11 protein-coding genes and 1 pseudogene are annotated in these 18,982 nt (G+C 71.3%); 4 read left to right on the top strand and 8 right to left on the bottom strand.

Features of this window, described 5'->3' with window-relative positions; all coding sequences use genetic code 11:
- The first annotated feature begins 125 nt into the window (after nt 1–125).
- Nucleotides 126–1,307 carry an NO-inducible flavohemoprotein gene (gene hmpA / locus AAG092_RS11045; RefSeq protein ID WP_373386700.1) on the top strand — a complete coding sequence of 394 codons (1,182 nt, stop codon included), beginning with the start codon at nt 126–128 and terminating at the stop codon, nt 1,305–1,307.
- Between the two features lie 71 nt (nt 1,308–1,378).
- Nucleotides 1,379–2,995, top strand: coding sequence for a methyl-accepting chemotaxis protein (locus AAG092_RS11040; RefSeq protein WP_110680510.1), 1,617 nt, complete (start codon nt 1,379–1,381; stop codon nt 2,993–2,995).
- On the opposite strand, the gene AAG092_RS11035 is transcribed toward AAG092_RS11040, so the two are convergent.
- The 8 genes and pseudogenes from AAG092_RS11035 to AAG092_RS11000 form a co-directional block, all read right to left on the bottom strand.
- On the bottom strand, nt 2,996–3,613 hold the full coding sequence (locus AAG092_RS11035) for a hypothetical protein (protein ID WP_373386698.1): 618 nt from the start codon (nt 3,611–3,613) through the stop codon (nt 2,996–2,998).
- A gap of 56 nt (nt 3,614–3,669) precedes the next feature.
- A complete protein-coding gene (locus AAG092_RS11030; protein ID WP_373386697.1) occupies nt 3,670–4,677 on the bottom strand; it encodes a DUF5924 family protein in 1,008 nt (335 codons plus the stop codon).
- 58 nt (nt 4,678–4,735) lie between these two features.
- A complete protein-coding gene (locus AAG092_RS11025; RefSeq protein WP_373386696.1) occupies nt 4,736–6,409 on the bottom strand; it encodes a Na/Pi cotransporter family protein in 1,674 nt (557 codons plus the stop codon).
- A 90-nt stretch (nt 6,410–6,499) separates the two neighbouring features.
- Nucleotides 6,500–7,630, bottom strand: a complete 1,131-nt coding sequence (locus AAG092_RS11020; RefSeq protein WP_373389587.1) for a methyl-accepting chemotaxis protein — start codon at nt 7,628–7,630, stop codon at nt 6,500–6,502.
- A 129-nt stretch (nt 7,631–7,759) separates the two neighbouring features.
- Nucleotides 7,760–8,089: pseudogene (locus tag AAG092_RS11015) on the bottom strand (PAS domain-containing protein); the annotation flags it as partial.
- Nucleotides 8,086–10,341 carry a putative bifunctional diguanylate cyclase/phosphodiesterase gene (locus AAG092_RS11010; RefSeq protein ID WP_373386695.1) on the bottom strand — a complete coding sequence of 752 codons (2,256 nt, stop codon included), beginning with the start codon at nt 10,339–10,341 and terminating at the stop codon, nt 8,086–8,088. The pseudogene AAG092_RS11015 and the gene AAG092_RS11010, both read right to left, overlap by 4 nt.
- Nucleotides 10,342–10,507: 166 nt before the next feature.
- Complete coding sequence (locus AAG092_RS11005) at nt 10,508–10,801, bottom strand: hypothetical protein (RefSeq protein ID WP_373386694.1); 294 nt, start codon at nt 10,799–10,801, stop codon at nt 10,508–10,510.
- A gap of 83 nt (nt 10,802–10,884) precedes the next feature.
- Nucleotides 10,885–12,003 carry a PilT/PilU family type 4a pilus ATPase gene (locus AAG092_RS11000; protein WP_373386692.1) on the bottom strand — a complete coding sequence of 373 codons (1,119 nt, stop codon included), beginning with the start codon at nt 12,001–12,003 and terminating at the stop codon, nt 10,885–10,887.
- Nucleotides 12,004–12,100: 97 nt separating this feature from the next.
- Here AAG092_RS11000 and recC point away from each other — a divergent pair, with 97 nt between their 5' ends.
- Both recC and recB read left to right on the top strand, forming a co-directional pair.
- A complete protein-coding gene (recC, locus tag AAG092_RS10995; protein WP_373386691.1) occupies nt 12,101–15,358 on the top strand; it encodes an exodeoxyribonuclease V subunit gamma in 3,258 nt (1,085 codons plus the stop codon).
- On the top strand, nt 15,355–18,915 hold the full coding sequence (gene recB, locus AAG092_RS10990) for an exodeoxyribonuclease V subunit beta (protein WP_373386690.1): 3,561 nt from the start codon (nt 15,355–15,357) through the stop codon (nt 18,913–18,915). The genes recC and recB overlap by 4 nt, the downstream gene beginning before the upstream one ends.
- Nucleotides 18,916–18,982: the final 67 nt, after the last annotated feature.

Here is an 18,982-nt window from a genome sequence, read left to right as displayed (position 1 = left end):
CAACTTTCAATTCGCTGTCAAAACAACATGTACAGATATAACTAGCTGATTTTATTGAATAAAAAACATAGCACGAATCCTGAGATAAGCAGGAAAAACATCCCTGCGTGCAAAGGAGTCACCCCATGTTGTCACCCGAACAGATCGCCATCGTCAAGGCCACGGTTCCGCTGCTGGAGTCCGGCGGCGAGGCGCTGACCACCCACTTCTACCGCATCATGCTCGGCGAATACCCGCAGGTGCGTCCGCTGTTCAACCAGGCGCACCAGGCCAGCGGTGACCAGCCGCGTGCCCTGGCCAACGGCGTGCTGATGTATGCCAGGCATATCGACCGCCTGCAGGCGCTCGGTCCGCTGGTCGGGCAGATCGTCAACAAGCACGTGTCGCTGCAGATCCTCCCCGAGCACTACCCGATCGTCGGCAGCTCCCTGCTGCGGGCGATCCGCGAGGTGCTCGGCGCCGAGGTGGCCACCGATGCGGTGCTCGCCGCCTGGGGCGCCGCCTACGGCCAGCTGGCCGAGCTGCTGATTGGCGCCGAGGAGGAGGTGTACGCCGCCAATGCCCGTGCCCCGGGCGGCTGGCGCGGCGGCCGGCGGTTCCGCGTGGTGCGCCGGCAGGCGGAGAGCGAGGAGATCACCTCCTTCCATCTGCAGCCGAGCGACGGCGGCGCCCTGCTCGACTTCGCCCCCGGCCAGTACATCGGCCTGCGCCTGCTGCTGGACGGCGAGGAGCTGCGCCGCAACTACTCGCTGTCCGCCGCGGCGAACGGCCGCGAGTACCGCATCAGCGTCAAGCGCGAGCCCGGCGGGCGGGTCTCCAACCACCTGCACGACCAGGTGCACGCCGGCGACGAGCTGGAGCTGTTCGCCCCGGCCGGCGACTTCACCCTGGGGCACTCGCGCAAGCCGCTGGTGCTGATCAGCGCCGGGGTCGGCATCACCCCGCTGCTGACCATGCTGGAAGCGGCGCTGCCCGGCGGCCGGCCGATCCGCTTCATCCACTGCGCGCGGCATGCCGGGGTGCAGGCCTTCGCCGTGCACATCGATGCCCTGGCCGCGGCCCATCCGCAGCTGCAGCGTTTCTACTGCCTGGAGGAAGCGCGCGCGGGCGACGGCGCCGATGCCCACGGCCGCCTGAGCCGCGAGCTGCTGCAGCGCTGGCTGCCGGCCGAGCGCGACCTCGACGTCTACTTCCTCGGGCCCAAGCCGTTTATGGCCGCGCTCAAGCGCAACCTGCGCGAGCTGGGGGTGCCCGAGGCGCAGACACGCTACGAGTTCTTCGGCCCGGCGGCCGCCCTGGAGGACTGAGGCCGCTCGGCACTGCTGGCAAAACGCGACTATGTTTCTGGTAGGTATTGGCCGGAACCGGGTGACCTACCATGAACAACTGGACTATTCGGACAAGGCTGTTCGTCCTCATCGTCCTGATGCTGGCGGGCAGCCTGGTGATCGGCGCCGCCGGCCTCAGCGGCCTGCGCGGCGTGCTCGACGGCCTCAACAGCGTCTACCTGGATCGCGTGGTGCCGCTGCGCGATCTCAAGGTGATCGCCGATCTGTATGCGGTGAATATCGTCGACGCCAGCCACAAGGCGCGCGACGGCGGCCTTGCGCCGGCCGAGGCGGCGAACCAGGTGGAGCAGGCGGAAGGCCGCATCCAGCAGGTCTGGCAGGCCTACCTGGCCACCAGCCTGATCGACGACGAGAAGCGCCTGATCGCCCAGATCGAACCGCTGATGCAGACCGCCCGCGAACCGCTGCAGCGGCTCAAGGCGATATTGCGTGGCGGCGACCGGCAGGCCCTGGCGAGCTTCACCGCCGGCGAGCTGTACCCGGTTATCGACCCGCTGTCGGCGAAGTTCTCCGAGCTGATCGAGGTCCAGCTGCACGAGTCCGAGCGCCAGTACCAGGCCGGTCTGGCCCTGTACCAGCGCAACTTCGCCCTGGTCTCCGGGCTGCTGGCGGTGCTGCTGCTCGGCGGCGGCCTGCAGGCCTGGCTGATGAGCCGCGGCATCAACCTGCGCCTGTCCGAACTGCGCGAGGTGGTGGCGCGCAACGCCGCCGGCGACCTCAGCCAGCCGGTGCAGTGCAGCGGCCGCGACGAGATCAGTGAAGTGCAGGCCTCCTTCAAGCAGATGCAGGAGAACCTGCGCGACACCCTGCAGGGCATCCAGGGCGCCGCCACCCAGCTGGCTTCGGCGGCCGAGGAGCTGCATGCGGTGACCGACGATGCGGCGCGCGGCATCACCCGGCAGAACGACGAGATCGAGATGGCCGCCACCGCGGTGACCGAGATGTCGGCGGCGGTCGACGAAGTGGCGCGCAACGCCAACCACACCTCGGACTCCTCGCGCGAGGCGGAACAGACCGCCGAGGCCGGGCGTCAGCAGGTCAGCACCACGCGCGGCACCATCGAGCAGCTCAGCCAGCGCCTGCAGATCACCTCGACCACCATCGCCCGCCTGGCCGAGGAGGCCATCGCCATCGGCCGGGTGCTGGAGGTGATTCGCACCATCGCCGAGCAGACCAACCTGCTGGCACTCAACGCCGCTATCGAGGCGGCGCGCGCCGGCGACCAGGGCCGTGGCTTCGCCGTGGTGGCCGACGAGGTACGCGCCCTGGCGCAGCGCACGCAGAGCTCGACCCAGGAGATCGAGCGGATGATCAGCGCGATCCAGAGCGCCAGCCGCGAGTCGGTGGAGGCCATGGGCCAGAGCAGCGAGTACGCCAGCCGCAGCAGCGCGCTGGCCAGCGAGGCGGACAGTGCCCTGCAGCTGATCGCCCAGCGGGTCAGCCAGATCAACGAGATGAACCTGGTGATCGCCAGCGCCGCCGAGGAGCAGGCGCAGGTGGCCCGCGAAGTGGACCGCAACCTGGTGGCCATCCGCGACATCGCCGCGCAGAACGCCACCGGCGCGCACGAGACTTCGGTGGCCAGCGATCAGCTGGCGCGCCTGGCCACCGACCTCAACGGCATGGTGCAGCGCTTCCGCCTGTAGTCAGGGCTTGGCGGGCTTCTCGGCCTCCGGCGCGCGCTCGGCGAGCAGGCCCTTGCCCCAGTCGACGAAGGGGTCGTCGTAGTCGTGGGCCTCGAGCAGCGCCAGCTTGGGCGCGATGAAGTCCTCGAAGGCCGTGGCCGAAGCGAAGTGGTGGCGGCCGCTGAATACCGTGAAGAACATCTTCTCGCCGATGCTGACGGCGAACATGTTGCCGACCGGTTCGCCTGCGCTGCGCAGCAATATCAGCTCGGCATGGCTGCCGAGCTCACGGCTCAGCGCCAGCGTCTCCTGGGTCACATCCCCGTCGGCGTTGCTGATGCCGATACCCGCACCCTGGATGGCGGCGAAGCTGCTCACGACCGCATCGGTCGCATTGGGCATCAGCGACACCCCGCTGTGCAGAAAGAATCCCGGTGACTGCCGGTAGTCGTAGCTGATGTCGACGCGCCTGGTCAGGTAGTTGGTTTCTCGGCGCAGGCGTGCCTGGCCGGGAGCTTCCGGCTCGCCGAAGTCGGCGGCGGTCAGCAGCAGTGCGCGCTCCCGGGCATCCGGCTGCGTGCGGCTGTCGCAGCCTGCCAGCAGCAGCGCGGCGAGCAGGCAGGTGAGGGCTCTGAGCATGATGCGTTCCTTGCGAGTTGCCAGGTCGGCAGCTTGCCCGACGGCGCGCCCGCCGGCTAGTCGACGACCGTGAAGCGCAGCACGCCGATCTGCTGGCCGGCCTCGGTGACCACCTGCACCTGCCAGGCGCCGGCGGCCTGCGCCGGGAAGTTGCGCTTGTGGCTCCAGGCGCGGTAGCCGGCCTGGCGTCCGCCGTGGATGTCCAGGGCGATGCGGTCGACCTCGCGGCCCTGGTGGCGCCACACGTGGTAGATGCGCTCGTTCAGCCCGCGCGGCGCGCTGATCGCGGTGAAGGCGTAGAGCCCGGCGTCGCGCAGCTGGGCGCTGGCGACCCGCTCCAGGCTCTGCCCGGGGTTGCGCGCCTGCAGCTGCGCGGTGACCGCCACCTGGCTCAGCCACAGGGTCGCCGGCGGCACCCAGGGCCGTGCCAGCCAGGCGCCCAGGCCCAGCGCCAGGAGCAGGCTGGCGAGCAGCGGCCAGCGCCACCAGCGCTGAATGCGCAGGCTGCTGCCGAGGCTGGGCAGGGCCACCACCAGGGCCACGCCGAGGGCCAGGCGGTAGCTCTCGGCGGTGGTCAGGTGGACGATCAGCGGCAGCGCCACCAGCAGCACGGCGAACAGCGCCAGGGTGTGGAAGCTCAGGTACAGCCAGCGCCGCGCGGCCAGCCACCTGTAGTAGAGGGGGTCGATGATGGCCAGCAGGGCGGCCGCGCCGAGCAGGCCGGTGAACAGCGCCTGGCCGCTGTTCCAGGCGGTGGTGACGAAGAAGAACGGCAGGGCGAAGAACAGGCTTTCCTGGTGGATCAGCTGGGTCAGGTAGCGCAGCAGCAGCGGCGGCACCTCGATGCCCAGCCAGCGTGCCGCGCCGCGCGTCAGCAGGCCCTCGAGCAGCAGCCAGGCCCAGCTCAGCAGCATCAGCACGGCGATCACCTTGCCCACGCCTTCCTGGCGGTCGACCAGCAGGAAGCTGGCCACGCCGGAGCAGAAGCCGAAGGCGGCGATCAGGCCGGGGTAGCGCTGCAACAGGGCGAGCAGGCGCAGCAGGTGCGGTTTCCAGTGCGGCATCGAGGCTGGAGCGGGGTCGTTGCGGGGCGCGCATCATCGCATGACGCCCGGGCGGGCGTCAGTGCCGGGTCGGCTGCTCCGCCGGCGGGGGCTCCGCGGAGCCCTGCGGCGCCACCCCGGGGGCGCCTTCGTGGGCCTCCAGCTGGGCGTAGGCGCTGCTGCAGAACAGCGAGTTGAGGCGCTTCATGTCGGCGATCAGCTCCAGGTGCAGGGCGCTGGTCTCGATGCTCTGCACCACCTGCTGGGCCAGGCGGTCGACATGGGCGTGGGCCAGGCGGCGTTCCTCCTGGCGGAAGCGCTGCTTTTCCTCCAGCAGGCGGCGGGCGTTGTCGCGGTTGCCGTTGAGGAACACGTTGAGGCCCAGGCGCAGGTTGGCGGCCAGCAGGCCGTGCAGGGTGGTCAGCTCGGCCAGGCCCTCGGCGGAAAAGTGGTGGCGGGTGCGCTTGTGGCTGTCCAGCTTGCCGGCCATCTGCTCAATCAGGTCGCCGGCGTGCTCCAGGTTCACCGCCAGCTCGATGATCTCGGCCCAGCGCCGGCTGTCGTGGACGGCCAGGTAGTCGCGCGGCATCTGCGCCAGGTACAGCTTGACCGCGCCGTACAGCGCGTCGACGTCGTCGTCCAGGCGGCGCAGCTGCTGGCCGGCCTCGGCGGAGCCGTCGCGCAGCACCTCCAGCAGGTGGGCCAGCATCTGCTCCACCAGGTCACCGATGCGCAGGGTCTCGCGCACCGCGTTGGCCAGCGCCAGGCTCGGCGTGTCGAGGGCGGCGCGGTCGAGGTGGCGCGGCCGGGCCACCCCGTCGTCGCGCGCGCGCTCCGGCAGCAGCAGGCTGCACAGCCTGGCCATCGGCCCCACCGTGGGCAACAGCAGCAGGCAGCGCAGGCTGTTGTAGACCAGGTGGAAGGCGATCACCAGGGTCGCCGCCGACCATTCCAGGCGTCCCATCCAGTCCACCAGCGGCTGCACCAGGGGCAGCACCAGGAGCAGGCCGAGCAGCTTGTACAGCAGGCTGCCGAGGGCCACCCGGCGCCCGGCGGCGGACTGCATGCTGCTGCTCAGCAGGGCCAGCACGCCGCTGCCGATATTGGCGCCGATGACCAGGCCGATGGCCACCGGCAGGCCGATCACACCGCTGCCGGCCAGGGTCGCGGTGAGCAGCACGGCGGCCAGGCTGGAGTAGGTGAGGATGGCGAACAGCGCGCCGACCAGGGCATCGAGCAGCAGGTCGCCGGTCAGCGAGGCGAACAACGCCTCGAAGCCGTGCGACTCGGCGATCGGCCGCGCCGCCTCGACGATCAGCTGCAGGGCCAGCAGGAGCAGGCCGAGGCCGATCGCCACGCGGCCGATCTGCCCGGCGCGGCGCTGCTTGCGCGAGAGGAACAGGACCACCCCGGCGAGAATCAGCAGCGGTGACAGCCAGGCCAGGTCGAGGGTCAGCACCCGCGCCATCAGCGCCGTGCCGACGTCGGCGCCGAGCATGATGGCCAGCGCCGGCGGCAGCGCCATCAGGCCCTGGGCGACGAAGGAGGTGACCAGCAGGGCAGTGGCGTTGCTGCTCTGCACCAGGGCGGTGACGCCGATGCCGGCGGCGAACGCCTGCGGCCGCTTGGCCACGCTGTGGCTGAGGATGCGCCGCAGCTGCGAGCCGTACACGCGCAGGATGCCGGTACGCACGATGTGGGTGCCCCACACCAGCAGGGCGATGGCAGACAGCAGGTTGAGCAGGGTCAGCATGGCGCAGCCTCGTCGGGCACGCTCGTTGTCGTGGGCGCCGCCCGGCGCCCCTGCTGTTCAGCTTGGCCGCAGTTCGCCGCGCGCGCCAGCTCAGGTCTGCCGGCCCAGCGCGCGGAACTGCTCGGCCAGCAGTTGCAGGCGCTCGGCCAGGCTGGCGACGTGCTCGGCGCTGTGGCGGCTGCGCCCACTGGCGGCGACGCTGCTGGTGCCGGCCTGGCGGATGCCGTCGAGGTTGCGCTGGATGTCCTCGCCGACCGCGCTCTGCTCCTCCACGGCGGTGGCGATCTGCAGGTTCATGCCGCTGATCGCCTCGACCTGGCGGTTGATGCCGTGCAGCGCGTCGGCCGCCTGCATGGCATTGCTGACGCTGTCGCGGGCCTGCGCCTGGCTGCGCTGCATGGCCGCCACCGCCGCCGTGGTGCCCTGCTGCAGGCGCTCGATGAGGGCCTGGATCTGCGCGGTGGACTGCTGGGTGCGGGTGGCCAGGCCGCGCACCTCGTCGGCCACCACGGCGAAGCCGCGCCCGGCCTCGCCGGCGCGCGCCGCCTCGATGGCGGCGTTGAGCGCCAGCAGGTTGGTCTGCTCGGCGATGCCGTGGATCACCTCGATCACCTGGTCGATCTCCTGGCTGTGCGCCTGCAGCTGGCTGATCACCCGGTTGCCCTGCTCCACCTCGGCGGCCAGCGCGGCGATCTGCCGGCGCGTCTGCTCGACCTGCTGCAGGCCGCTGTCGGTGGCCTGGTTGGCCTCGGCGGCGGCGCTGGCGCTGAGCTGGGCGTGGCGCGCCACCTCCTGCACGCTGGCGGCCAGCTGGTCGACGGCGCTGGCCACCTGCTCGGTCTCGGCCTGCTGCTGCAGGCTGGCGCCCTGGCTGCAGTCCACCGCCGCGGCCAGCTCGCCGGCGTCCTCGCTGAGCTGGCGCGCCGAGTCGGCGATGCGCCCGACCACTGCGCCGGCCTCGGCCTCCAGGCTGCGCAGGGCGAAGGCGATCTGCCCCAGGGCATCGTTGCGCCCGCAGTACACCCACTGGCTCAGCGGGTTGTCGGCGATCCCGCGGGCCTGGCGCGCCAGGGTCGCCAGCGGGCGCAGCTGCCAGCCGAGCAGGGCCGCCAGCAGGCCGCCGCCGACCGCGCCGCCGAGCAGCGCCGGCAGCCCGGGCAGCACACCGGCCAGGCCCAGGCCGAGCCCGGCCAGCAGCGGCAGGCCGGCGCCCAGCAGCATCAGCCGCGGCACCAGCTCCAGGCGCGGCCGGCGCAGCACTCGCGGGGTCTGCCCCGCGGCCAACGCGGCGTACAGCGGCGCGGCCCGCGCCACCAGCTCGGGGGCGGCGCGGCTGCGCACCGACTGGTACTCCACCACCGCGCCGCCGCGCACCACCGGGGTGGCGAAGGCGCTGACCCAGTAGTGGTCGCCGTTCTTGCAGCGGTTCTTCACCAGGCCCATCCACGAGCGCCCGGCCTTGAGCGTGCGCCACAGGTCGGCGAAGGCCGCCGGCGGCATGTCCGGATGGCGCACCAGGTTGTGGTTGCGGCCGAGCAGCTCGGCCTCGGTGAAGCCGCTGATGGCGACGAAGTCCGGGTTGACGTAGGTCACCGCGCCCTTGAGGTCGGTGGTGGAAAGGATGTTGGCGCTGGCGGGCACCGCCACCTCGCGCTGGCTCACCGGCAGGTTGATCTTCATGCGCGGGTCTCCCGTTTGCTGTGTGGCTCGGCGCCCTCGGCGAGCAGGCACCAGAGGCCCTCGAAGCAGTCCTCGCCGCGGAACAGGCGTTGCAGCTCGGCGGCCGGGCGCGGCCGGCTGAACCAGTAGCCCTGGGCCAGCTGGCAGCCCTCGGCGCGCAGGATGTCGAGCTGCGCGGCCTGCTCCACACCCTCGGCCACCACTTCCAGGCCCAGGCTGCGGCCGAGGCCGATGATGGCGCGGCCGATGGCCCAGGACTCGGCGTCGGCATCGCCGATGAAGCTCTTGTCGACCTTGAGGATGTGCAGCGGGAAGCGCTTGAGGTAGCCCAGCGCCGAGTAGCCGGTGCCGAAGTCGTCCAGCGCCAGGCGCACACCCAGGCTGCCCAGCTCGCGCAGGGCGATCAGGGTGGCGGTGCAGTCCTGCATCAGCTGGCTCTCGGTGATCTCCAGCACCAGGCTGGCCGGCGCCAGGCCGCTGTCCATGAGGATGTCGGTGAGGCGGGCGACGAAGTCCTCCTGCTGCAGCTGGCGGCTGGACAGGTTGACCGCGCAGCGCAGCTGGCCCTGCCCGGCCAGCTGCCAGGCGCGCACCTGGCGGCAGGCCTGGCGCAGCACCCAGTCGCCGACACGGAGGATCTCGCCGGATTCCTCCAGCGAGGCGATGAACTCCTGCGGCGCGATCAGCCGGCCGGCATGCCGCCAGCGCAGCAGCGCCTCGACCCCGACCAGGCGCGGTGTGCCCTGGTCGAAGCGGCAGATCGGCTGGTAGTGCAGGGCGAATTCGTCGTGCGCCAGGGCCTGGCCCAGCGCGCTCTCCAGCTCCAGCTGGCGCCGCGCGGCGGCCTGCAGCTCCTGGCTGTAGCGGGCGTACTGCGCCTTGCCGGCCTGCTTGGCACGGTACAGCGCCAGGTCCGCGGCCTGCAGCGCCTGCTCGGCGGCGGTGTGCGCCGGCAGCGCGGCGATGCCGATGCTGGCGCTGACTACCAGGGTCTGCTCGCCCAGGTGCAGCGGCTGGTGCAGGGCGTCGAGCATGCGCTGGGCGACCGGCTCGGCATCGCCGCCGCAGGCCAGGTCGGTGAGCAGCACGACGAACTCGTCGCCGCCGAAGCGCGCCAGGTGGTCGCCGGGGCGCAGGCACTGCTGCAGGCGCCGGCCGACCTCCACCAGCACGCGGTCGCCGGCCTGGTGGCCGAGGCTGTCGTTGATCAGCTTGAAGCGGTCGAGGTCGATGAACAGCAACGCCGCCTCGCGCGCACCGGCCTTGCCGAGCTGCTGCAGGGCCTGCTGCAGCAGCTCGTCCAGGCGCAGGCGGTTGGCCAGGCCGGTCAGCGGATCGTGGCGGGCGGCGTGGCGCAGCTGCTGCTCCACCGCCTTGCGCGCGCTGATGTCGCTCTGCGAGCCGGCCATGCGCCGCTGGCCCTCGTGGTCGCGCTCGGCCACGCCGCGGGTCAGCACCCAGAGGTAGCCGCCGTCCTGGCGGCGCAGGCGGTATTCGTGGTGCAGCTGCGCGGTGCTGCCGGCCAGGTGGGCGTCGATGGCCTGGCGCAGGCCCGGCAGGTCGTCCGGGTGGACCCGCGAGAGCCAGGCCGCGCTGCCCTCGCCGAGGCCGTCGCGGCTGAGGCCGAGCATGCCGGCCCAGCGTTCGGAGACGTACAGCCGGTCGTGTTCCAGGTGCCAGTCCCACAGGCCGTCGTGGGCGCCGCGCAGGGCGCGGGCGAAGCGTGCCTCGCTGTCCTCCAGGGCCTGGCGCTGGGCGGCGCCGTAGGTGTCGATGGCCAGGGTCATGTCGAAGAACACCGCCTTGAGCAGGCTGGCGAACAGGGCCTGCTGCGGCTGTTCGGCGAACAGCGCGTGGCTCATCTGCTCCAGGTACAGGCGGTAGGCGGCCAGGTACCACTTGGGCTCGACGCCGGCGCGCTGGTGGATCAGGCCGATGTGCAGGCGCCCGGTCAGGTAGTCGCGGTCGTAGGGGCCGCGCCACAGGCGCTGGTAGTAGTCCAGCTGGCGGTGCTTGAGGCGCGCCACCACCTGCTCGGCGCCGAGCAGGCCGGCCGGGCCGGGGAAGGCGCCGAGATGCTGGTAGAGGCGCTCGACGAACAGCTGGTGCGCCGGCTCCATGGCCGATGCCGCCCGGTTCAGGCGCGCGCCGTCGGCCGGCTGCCAGTCGAGCAGGCGGCAGCGCTCGTCGACTTCCTCGCGGTCCAGGCCGATGCGGCGCATCAGCTGGCGCAGTAGTTGCGCTGAATCCATGACCTCACCTTTCGCGTTGTTGTTTTTCTGCGGGCACAAAAAAAGCGCCGCACGGCGCATTCGGTTGAACGCGACGTCGCGGCGCTTCGTCTTGCAGGCCCCTTCGTCCTGCCCGGCAAAGCCGGTTCCCGCCTGTGGCGGAACCTCGATCTGTGCCGTTTCTACCTTATTCGGTGGGCGCTGACAATTCGACCAGCAGTTGCTCCAGGCGCCGGCGCAGCTGGCCCAGCTCGCGCGAGCGGAAGGCGTGGCGGGTACGTTCCAGGGTGGCGACGGCTTCCGCCAGGGCGGCCTGCACCTCGCCGGCGGGGCCCAGCGGGGCGTCGTCCAGCCAGCGGCACAGTGGCGCCTGGCTGCACTGGTGGGGGTCTTCGATCACCTCGCAGTCACCGAACAGGCGGCGCAGGTGCGCGGCCAGTTGCGGGTCGCTGCAGGCGATGCGCGCGGTCGGACAGGGCATGGCGGTGGGTGATGTGGTCCAGGGAGTGCGCACCATAGCCGCTGCTGGCGAAAGGCCATTGATCGGGGTCAACGGCGCGGTGGTCAGCCGTCGCGCAGCACCTTGCGCTCGCTGTCGTCGGCGCCGAAGCCGCGTTCCAGCTTGAAGCGCAGGCTCAGGTCGGTGCGCGAGTCGGCGAACTTGAGCGCCTCGGCCAGGCCGATGCGTTTGCCTTCGACCAGGGCGAACAGGTGCTGGTCGAAGGTCTGCAGGCCCTGCTCGGCCGCGCGCGCGGTGGCCTCGCGCAGCTGCTCCAGTTCGTCGCGCTGGATCAGGTCGCGGATATAGGGCGTGCCGAGCATCAGCTCCACCGCCGCCACGCGCTTCTGCGCCAGGCCCGGCACCAGGCGCTGGCCGACCACCGCCAGGAGGTTGTGCGCGAGGTCGGCCAGCACCTGCTTGCGCGCGCCGTCGGGGAAGAAGCGCACGATGCGCTCGATAGCGTGGCTGCTGCTGGTGGCGTGCAGGGTGGCCAGGCACAGGTGGCCGGTCTCGGCGTAGTGCAGGGCGTGCTGCATGGTCGCGGCGTCGCGGATCTCGCCGAGCATGATCACGTCCGGCGCCTCGCGCAGCACGTGGCGCAGGGCCTCCTCGAAACTATGGGTGTCGAGGCCGACCTCGCGCTGGTCGACGATGGACAGCTGGTGGCTGTGGAGGAACTCGATGGGGTCCTCGATGCACAGGATATGGCCGCCCTTGTGGCGGTTGCGGAAGTCGATCATCGCCGCCAGCGTGGTCGACTTGCCGGAGCCGGCGGCGCCGACCACCAGGATCAGGCCGCGGTCCTGCATGGCCAGTTTCTCCAGCATCTTCGGCAGGCCGAGGTGCTCGAAGTCGGGAATCTCGCTCTTGATCAGGCGTACCACCATGGCCACTTCGCCGCGCTGGTAGTACAGGTTGGCGCGAAAGCGCCCCTGATTGTTCATGCTCACCGCCAGGTCCAGCTCCAGGTCGCGCTCGAACTCGGCGATCTGCTTCTGGCTGAGCAGCTGGTAGGCCATCTGCTTGACCTCGCCGGGACCCAGCACGCGCGCGTCGAGGGCCTGGCTGAGCCCTTCGACCTTGGCGTGGGCCGGCGCGCCGACGCTGAGGAACAGGTCGGAGGCCTGCAGCTCACGCATGCGCTGCAGGTAGTCGAAGACATCCAGGCTGGGCTCGGGCATGAGCGGGCTCCGCATCGGTTGGCCGGGCAAGGATAGCCCCGGCTGCCCCGGCTCCGCGACCCTGCTAACCTAGCGGCCATTGTCTGGAAGCCCGCCCATGCTCAGCCTGTACCACGCCCCCGACCTGGAAACCCTCGGCTTGCTGGCCTGCCGCCTGCTCGCCCAGCCGCAGGCGGACGTGCTGGCGCCGGCGCGGGTGGTGGTGCCGAGCCAGGGCATCGGCCGCTGGCTGACCCTGCAGCTGGCGCGCGAGCAGGGCATCGCCATGCACCTGGAGGTGCAGCTGCCGTCCAGCTTCGTCTGGGCCCTGGCGCGCCAGGTGCTCGGCGCCCTGCCGGAGCAGTCGGCGTTCAACCCGCAGGCGATGACCTGGCGCCTCTACGACTGGCTGTGCGAGCCGGCCAACCTGGCCCGCGCCGAGCGCCTGCAGCGCTACCTGCAAGGCGCTGATGAGCGCCGCCGCCTGGCCCTGGCGGCGAAGATCGCCGACGTGTTCGACCAGTACCTGCTCTACCGCGACGACTGGCTGGCCGCCTGGGAGCGCGGCGAGCTGTGCAACCTGGGCCCGGACGAGGCCTGGCAGGCGCTGCTCTGGGCCGAGCTGACCAAGGACGGCCACCCGCACCGCGCGCGCCTGCTTGGCGAGCTGCTGGCGCGCCTGCATGGCGATGCCGTCATCGAGGGGCTGCCCGAACGCCTGCTGGTATTCGGCATCAGCTCGCTGCCGCCGCACCACCTGCGCGTGCTGGAAGGGCTGGCGCGGCACACCGACGTGGTGATCTGCGCCCTCAATCCGTGCCGCGAGGCCTGGGGCGAGATCCGCGACGTGCGCGAGCTGGCCCACTCCGAGGTCAGCCCGGATGACTGGTACCTGGACGTCGGCCACCCGCTGTTGGCCAGCCTGGGTAAGCAGGGCCGCGACTTCTTCGACAGCCTGCTCGGCCAGATTGCCGAGGAACACGGCATCTACCCGCAGGACGCCGAGCTGGCCGACGACAGCCTGCTGCATGCGCTGCAGAACGACATCCTGCGCCTGCGCACCCGCCCCCCCGATGAGCGCCTGGCGCTGCGCGCCGACGACCGCTCGCTGGAGCTGCACATCGCCCACTCGCCGCTGCGCGAGGTGGAGATCCTGCATGACCAGCTGCTGGCGCGCTTTGCCGCCGACCCGCGCCTGAGCCCCGACCAGGTGGTGGTGCTGACCCCGGATATCGAGCGCTACGCGCCCTTTATCGAAGCCGTCTTCGCTCGCCGCGAAGGCTCGCCTTATGTGCCCTACAGCCTGGCCGACCGCAGCCTGCGCGCCGAGACGCCGCTGATCGAGGCCTTCCTCGGCCTGCTCAGCCTGCCGGAAAGCCGTTTCGCCGCCGAGGAAATCCTCGCCTGGCTGGAACAGCCGGCCATCGCCCGCCGCGCCGGCATCGAGCCCGAGGACCTGCCGCTGCTGCGCGAATGGTTGCGCCAGGCCGGTGTGCGCTGGGGCCGCGACGGCCAGCACCGCGCCGCACTCGATCTGCCGGCCGACGATGCCTTCACCTGGCGCCAGGGCCTGGATCGGCTGCTGCTCGGTTTCGCCGCGCCGCCTCAGCTGGCCGGCGATGGCCTGCCGCTGCTCGGTGACAGCTGGCCGCTGGACGCCCTGGAAGGCGCGCGCGCGCAGTTGCTCGGGCGCCTGTGTGCCTTTGTCGAACTGCTCGCCGGCCTGGCCGAGCGCCTGCAACGCGCGCGCCCGCTGGCCGACTGGGCACTGGAGCTGCAGGGGCTGGTCGATGCGCTGTTCGACGAGCGCGAGGCGGGAGATACCTTATTGCTGCTTAGCCAGGCCTGCGCGGCGCTGGGCCGCCAGGCCACGGACGCCGGCATCACCCGCCCGGTGGAACTGGCGCTGGTGCGCCAGCAGCTCGGCGCCGCGCTGGAAAGCGGCAGCGGCGCCTCGGGCTTCCTCACCGGCGCGGTGACCTTCTGCACCATGGTGCCGATGCGCAGCCTGCCATTCCGCCTGGTCTGCCTGCTCGGCCTGGACGATGGTGCCCTGCCCCGGCGCACCCCGGCCGCCGGCTTCGACCTGATTGCCAAGCGCCCGCGCCGTGGCGACCGCGCGCGGCGCCTGGACGACCGCTACCTGTTTCTGGAAACCCTGCTCAGCGCCCGCGATGGCCTGTACCTCAGCTATGTCGGCCGCGACCCGCGCGACAACGCCGAGCTGCCGCCCTCGGTGCTGGTCAGCGAGCTGCTGGAGGCGGTCGATCTGACTGCGACCCAGGGTGAGTACAAGGCCAGCGCGCGCATCACCGTCGAGCACCCGCTGCAGCCCTTCGCCCCCGGCAACTTCGAGCGCAGCGGCCCGCGCCAGGGCTTCGCCGGCGCCTGGTTCCGAGCCGCCCAGCGTCTGGCCGAAGCCCCGGCCGAGGCTCCGGCCTTTATCCAGCGCCTGCCGGAGGCCAATGACGATTGGCTGACCCTCGAGCCCAGCCAGCTGCTCTATTGCTTCAAGCACCCGGCGCGCTTCCTCCTCGAACAACGCCTGGGCCTGCGCCTGGCCGATGCCGAGGAAGGCATCGCCGCCGACGAACCCTTCAGCCTGGAGCGTTCGGCCTACCTCGGCCTGCGCCAGCTGGCGCTGCAGGCGGTGGAGCGCGGCTGGAGCGAGGAGCAGGAGCGCCGCGTGGCCCGCGCCGCCGGCTGGTTGCCGCCCGGCGAGCTGGGCCATGCCCTGTGGGGCAAGCAGCGCGGCCCGGTGCGTGCCTTCGCCCCGCGGCTGTTCGAGGCGCGCCCGGAAGAGAGCCCGGAGCCGCTGCTGGTGGATATCCAGCTGGCCGGCGTGCGCCTGCACGGCTGGCTCGACGGGGTGACCTCCAGCGGCCTGTTCGACTGGCGCCTGCGCGCGCCGGACTCGCGCGACCTGCCCGGCTTCTGGCTGCGCCACCTGCTGCTCAACATCGCCGCCACTCCGGACATCGCCCGCGAGAGCCTGCTGGTGTCGCCGGCCGGCGACTGGCAGCTCGGTCCGCTGGACAACCCCTCAGCACTGCTCGAGCCCTGGCTGGCCGCCTACCGCGAGGCGCTGTGCGAGCCGCTGCCCTTCATCACCCGCAGCAGCTATGACTTTGCCAAGGCGCTGGTCACGCCCAGCGCCAAGAGCCGCAAGGAACCCATCGCCGCCGCCCGCGACAAGGCCCAGGCCGCCTGGCTCGGCGCCGAGTTCAGCCCGCTGGCCGGCGAAGTCTTCGACCCCTGGTATGCCCTGGCCTTCCGCGAGCGCGAGCCGCTCGGCGAGCGCTTCGAGCAACTGGCCGAGCAACTGCTGGGCCCGGCGCTGCAGGCCCTGGCTGGCGGCGAGGAGGACGGCGAATGAACGACCTCAATCTGCACGACTCGCCGTTCACTGGCCGCTCGCTGATCGAGGCCAGCGCCGGTACCGGCAAGACCTGGACCCTGACCGCGCTGTACGCGCGCCTGCTGCTGGAGCGCGAGCTGTCGGTCGGGCAGATCCTGGTGGTCACCTACACCACCGCGGCGACGGCCGAGCTGCGCGAGCGTATCCGCGCCCGTCTGGCCGAATTGCTGGCGCTCTACGAGGGTGGCGAGAGCGATGACGGTTTCCTTGTCGAGCTGCACCGCCGCCATCCCGGCGAAGCGGCACGGCGGCGCCTGCTGCTGGCCGTGCATGGCTTCGACGAGGCGGCCATCTTCACCATTCACGGCTTCTGCCAGCGCGCCCTGCAGGACTCTGCCTTCGAGGCCGGTGGCGACTTCGACGCTGAGCTGACCCAGGACGACCGCGAAGTGCTCGACGCCCTGCTCGGCGACGCCTGGCGCCATGTGCTGGCCGGCGCCGACCCGGCCTGGGCGCGCTACCTGGCCAAGCAGAAAGTCACCCCCGCGACTTTGCGCCAGGCCCTGCGCAGCCACCTGGGCAAGCCCTATCTACAAGTAGAACCGCGCGTCGAGCCACGCGAGCGCGTGGGCGAGGCCGAGCTGCAGGCCGCCAGCGCCGCCTGGCAGGCCGCCGCCGAGCTGTGGCGCGCCGAGGGTTACGCCTGGGTCGAGGTGCTGCGCGAGCACGGCGGCCTCAGCCAGAGCACGCACAAGGCGGCCAAGCTGCCGCTGTGGTCGGCCGAGCTGGACGCCTATTTCGCCGACCCGGCGGCGCTGTTCGAGGCGCCGGACGGCCTGGCCAAGCTGGGCGCCGCCGCCCTGCTCAAGGCCACCAAGAAGAATTTCGAGGCGCCGCACAGCGCGCTGGCCGAGGCCCTGGATGTCCTTGGCGCGGCGCTGGAAAGCGCCCTGCCGGCCGGCAAGCAGAAGCTGATCGCCCTGCAGGTCGAGCTGCTCGACCGCCTCAACGTTGAGCTGCCGCAGCGCAAGGCGGCCCAGCGCCTGCTGGCCTTCGACGACCTGCTCAACAACCTCGACCAGGCGCTGCACAGCGCGGCTGGCGACGATCTGGCCGCGCGCCTGCGCGAGCAGTACCCGCTGGCGCTGATCGACGAGTTCCAGGACACCGACCCGATCCAGTACGCCATCTTCGACCGGGTCTACCGCGATGGCGGTGACCTGTGTTTCGTAGGCGACCCCAAGCAGGCCATTTATGCCTTCCGCGGCGCAGACCTGGCCACCTACCTGCAGGCTCGCGACGCAGCCGAGCGGCAGTACGACCTGCCCTTCAACTACCGCTCCACCCCCGCGCTGATCAAGGCGCTGAACCAACTGTTCGCCCGCCCGCAGCCCTTCGCCGAGGAAGGGCTGAGCTACCCGCCGGTCAGCGCCGGCCAGAAGGCGCGCGCCACGCTGGTGCTGCCCGAGCAGGACGGCGCCGCGCCGCTGGGCCTGGTCTGGCTCGGTGACGAGGGGCTGAACAAGGCGCGTGCCGGCGAGCTGGCGGCGCTGGATACGGCGCGGCGGATCGCCGCGCTGCTCGCCGCCAGCGCGCAGGATAAGGCCTATTTCGAAGACGATGGCGGCAGAAAGCCGCTGAAAGGTGGCGATATCGCCGTGCTGGTCAGCAACCACCGCGAGGCCGCCAGTGTTGCCGCCGAGCTGGCCGCGCGCGGCGTGCCCAGCGTGCGCCGTGGCCGTGACAGCGTGTGGCATAGCGAAGAAGCCGCCGAGCTGGCGGCGGTGCTGGCCGCCTATGCCGAGCCCGGCCGCGAGGGTGTGCTGCGCTATGCCCTGGCCACCCGCCTGCTAGGTCGCGACGCGGCGCAGATTGCCCGTTGCCAGGAAGTCGAGCAGGAATGGGACCGCGAGCGCGCCGCCGCCGAGCAGTACCACCAGCTGTGGCAGCAGCAGGGCTTCATGCGCGTGTTCAGGGCCTGGCTGGACCAGGAGCGGGTGGCCGAGCGCCTGTTGGCCGGCATCGACGGCGAGCGGCGGCTGACCAACCTGCTGCACCTGGGCGAGTTGCTGCAGGCCGAGAGCCTGCAGCGGCCGGGGCTGGAGCCGCTGCTGGCCTGGTTCGCCGCCCAGCGCGGCAGCGAAGGCGCCGGCGAGGATGCCCTGCTGCGCCTGGAAAGCGATGCCGAGCGGGTGCAGATCGTCACCATCCACACCTCCAAGGGCCTGGAATACCCGCTGGTGTTCTGCCCCTTCCTGTGGGACGGCCGCTTGCTCGGCCAGCACACCGATAGTGCGCGCTGCCACGACGAGCAGGGTCAGCCGTTGCTCGATCTGGGCAGTGATCGCTTGGGCGAACACTTGCAGGCGGCACGGCGCGAAAGCTTCGCCGAGAAGCTGCGCCTGACCTATGTGGCTCTCACGCGAGCTGAGCATCGCCTATGGCTGCACTGGGGGGCGGTCGCGTTGCCCAAGCCGAATCAGAAGACCGGCAAGCTGCCCGACGAGGGCCTGCACAGCAGCGCCCTGGCCTGGCTGCTGCACGGCCGCGAGCTGCCCGGCGAGGATGCCCTGGGCGAGCTGGCCACTTATCTGGCGGGCCAGGAAGGCCCGGACCTGGCCGCCGAACTGGACGAGCTGGCCGGCAGCAGCGCCGGCCTGATCGCCCGCCTCGCCCCGCTCACCGAGGAAGCCCAGGCCGCCGGCACGGGCCGCGCCGAGCCGCCCCAGGACCAGCAGCTGTTCGAGCGCAGCCTTCATAGCGCCTGGCGCATCGGCAGCTTCTCGGGCCTGGCCGCCGGTATGCACATGGAAGCGCCGGACCACGACGCCCTGGCCCTGGTCGATGCCAGCGAGCCGGGCGCCGGCTTCTTCGCCTTCCCGCGTGGCGCCCGCGCCGGTACCTGCCTGCACGCCATCCTCGAAGACTGGATGCGCGGCAAGGGCAGCCTGGAGCAACTGGTACCGCCCGCTCTGCAGGAACATGGCATCGACGCCGAGTTGTGGGGCGCGATCGCCATTGCCCAGCTGCAGGCGGTGCTGGACACCGACCTGGATGGCCAGGGCTTGCGTCTTTCAACGTTGCAGGCCAATCAGCGGCTGCCCGAGCTGGGCTTCACCTTTCCGGTCGAACGGCTCAATGTAGAGCGCCTGCGCGCGCTGCTGGCCGACCCGGCCTTTGGCCTGCCCGAGTCCATGCGCCAGGCCGCCGAGCGCCTGCAGTTCGACGAGCTGAAGGGCTACCTGAAGGGCTTTATCGACCTGACCTTCGAGCACGCCGGGCGCTGGTACATCCTCGACTACAAGTCCAACTGGCTCGGCCCGACGGCCGCGCACTACGGCGCCGAGCGCCTGGAGCAGGCCATCGCCGCCGAGCACTACCACCTGCAATACCTGATCTACCTGGTGGCGCTGCGGCGTTTCCTGCGCACGCGCCTGGCCGATTTCAGAGACGCGCAGCTGGGCGGCGCCTGGTACCTGTTCCTGCGCGGCATGCCGGCGGCCGGGGTGTATTTCGCCCGCCCCGCCGACAGCCTGCTGGATGCGCTGGATAAACTGTTCACGGAGGCGAAGTGATGCGCTCAGGCAGTAGCCCGGATGTAATCCGGGGGCCGGCCTTCCCGGATTGCATCCGGGCTACGTC

This window comes from Pseudomonas alcaligenes (assembly GCF_041729615.1).
Lineage (GTDB): Bacteria > Pseudomonadota > Gammaproteobacteria > Pseudomonadales > Pseudomonadaceae > Aquipseudomonas > Aquipseudomonas alcaligenes_B.
Note: the sequence above shows the minus strand (reverse complement) of the source record. Positions and strands in the feature narration are given on the sequence as shown.

Coding starts and splice junctions, on each gene's coding strand:
- recC (WP_373386691.1), top strand. CDS start 12,101: ATGCTCAGCCTGTACCACGCCCCCGACCTGGAAACCCTCGGCTTGCTG.
- AAG092_RS11010 (WP_373386695.1), bottom strand. CDS start 10,341: ATGGATTCAGCGCAACTACTGCGCCAGCTGATGCGCCGCATCGGCCTG.
- recB (WP_373386690.1), top strand. CDS start 15,355: ATGAACGACCTCAATCTGCACGACTCGCCGTTCACTGGCCGCTCGCTG.
- AAG092_RS11000 (WP_373386692.1), bottom strand. CDS start 12,003: ATGCCCGAGCCCAGCCTGGATGTCTTCGACTACCTGCAGCGCATGCGT.
- AAG092_RS11020 (WP_373389587.1), bottom strand. CDS start 7,630: ATGCTGCTGGGCGCCGGCCTGCCGCTGCTGGCCGGGCTCGGCCTGGGC.
- AAG092_RS11040 (WP_110680510.1), top strand. CDS start 1,379: ATGAACAACTGGACTATTCGGACAAGGCTGTTCGTCCTCATCGTCCTG.
- AAG092_RS11005 (WP_373386694.1), bottom strand. CDS start 10,801: ATGCCCTGTCCGACCGCGCGCATCGCCTGCAGCGACCCGCAACTGGCC.
- hmpA (WP_373386700.1), top strand. CDS start 126: ATGTTGTCACCCGAACAGATCGCCATCGTCAAGGCCACGGTTCCGCTG.
- AAG092_RS11030 (WP_373386697.1), bottom strand. CDS start 4,677: ATGCCGCACTGGAAACCGCACCTGCTGCGCCTGCTCGCCCTGTTGCAG.
- AAG092_RS11035 (WP_373386698.1), bottom strand. CDS start 3,613: ATGCTCAGAGCCCTCACCTGCCTGCTCGCCGCGCTGCTGCTGGCAGGC.
- AAG092_RS11025 (WP_373386696.1), bottom strand. CDS start 6,409: ATGCTGACCCTGCTCAACCTGCTGTCTGCCATCGCCCTGCTGGTGTGG.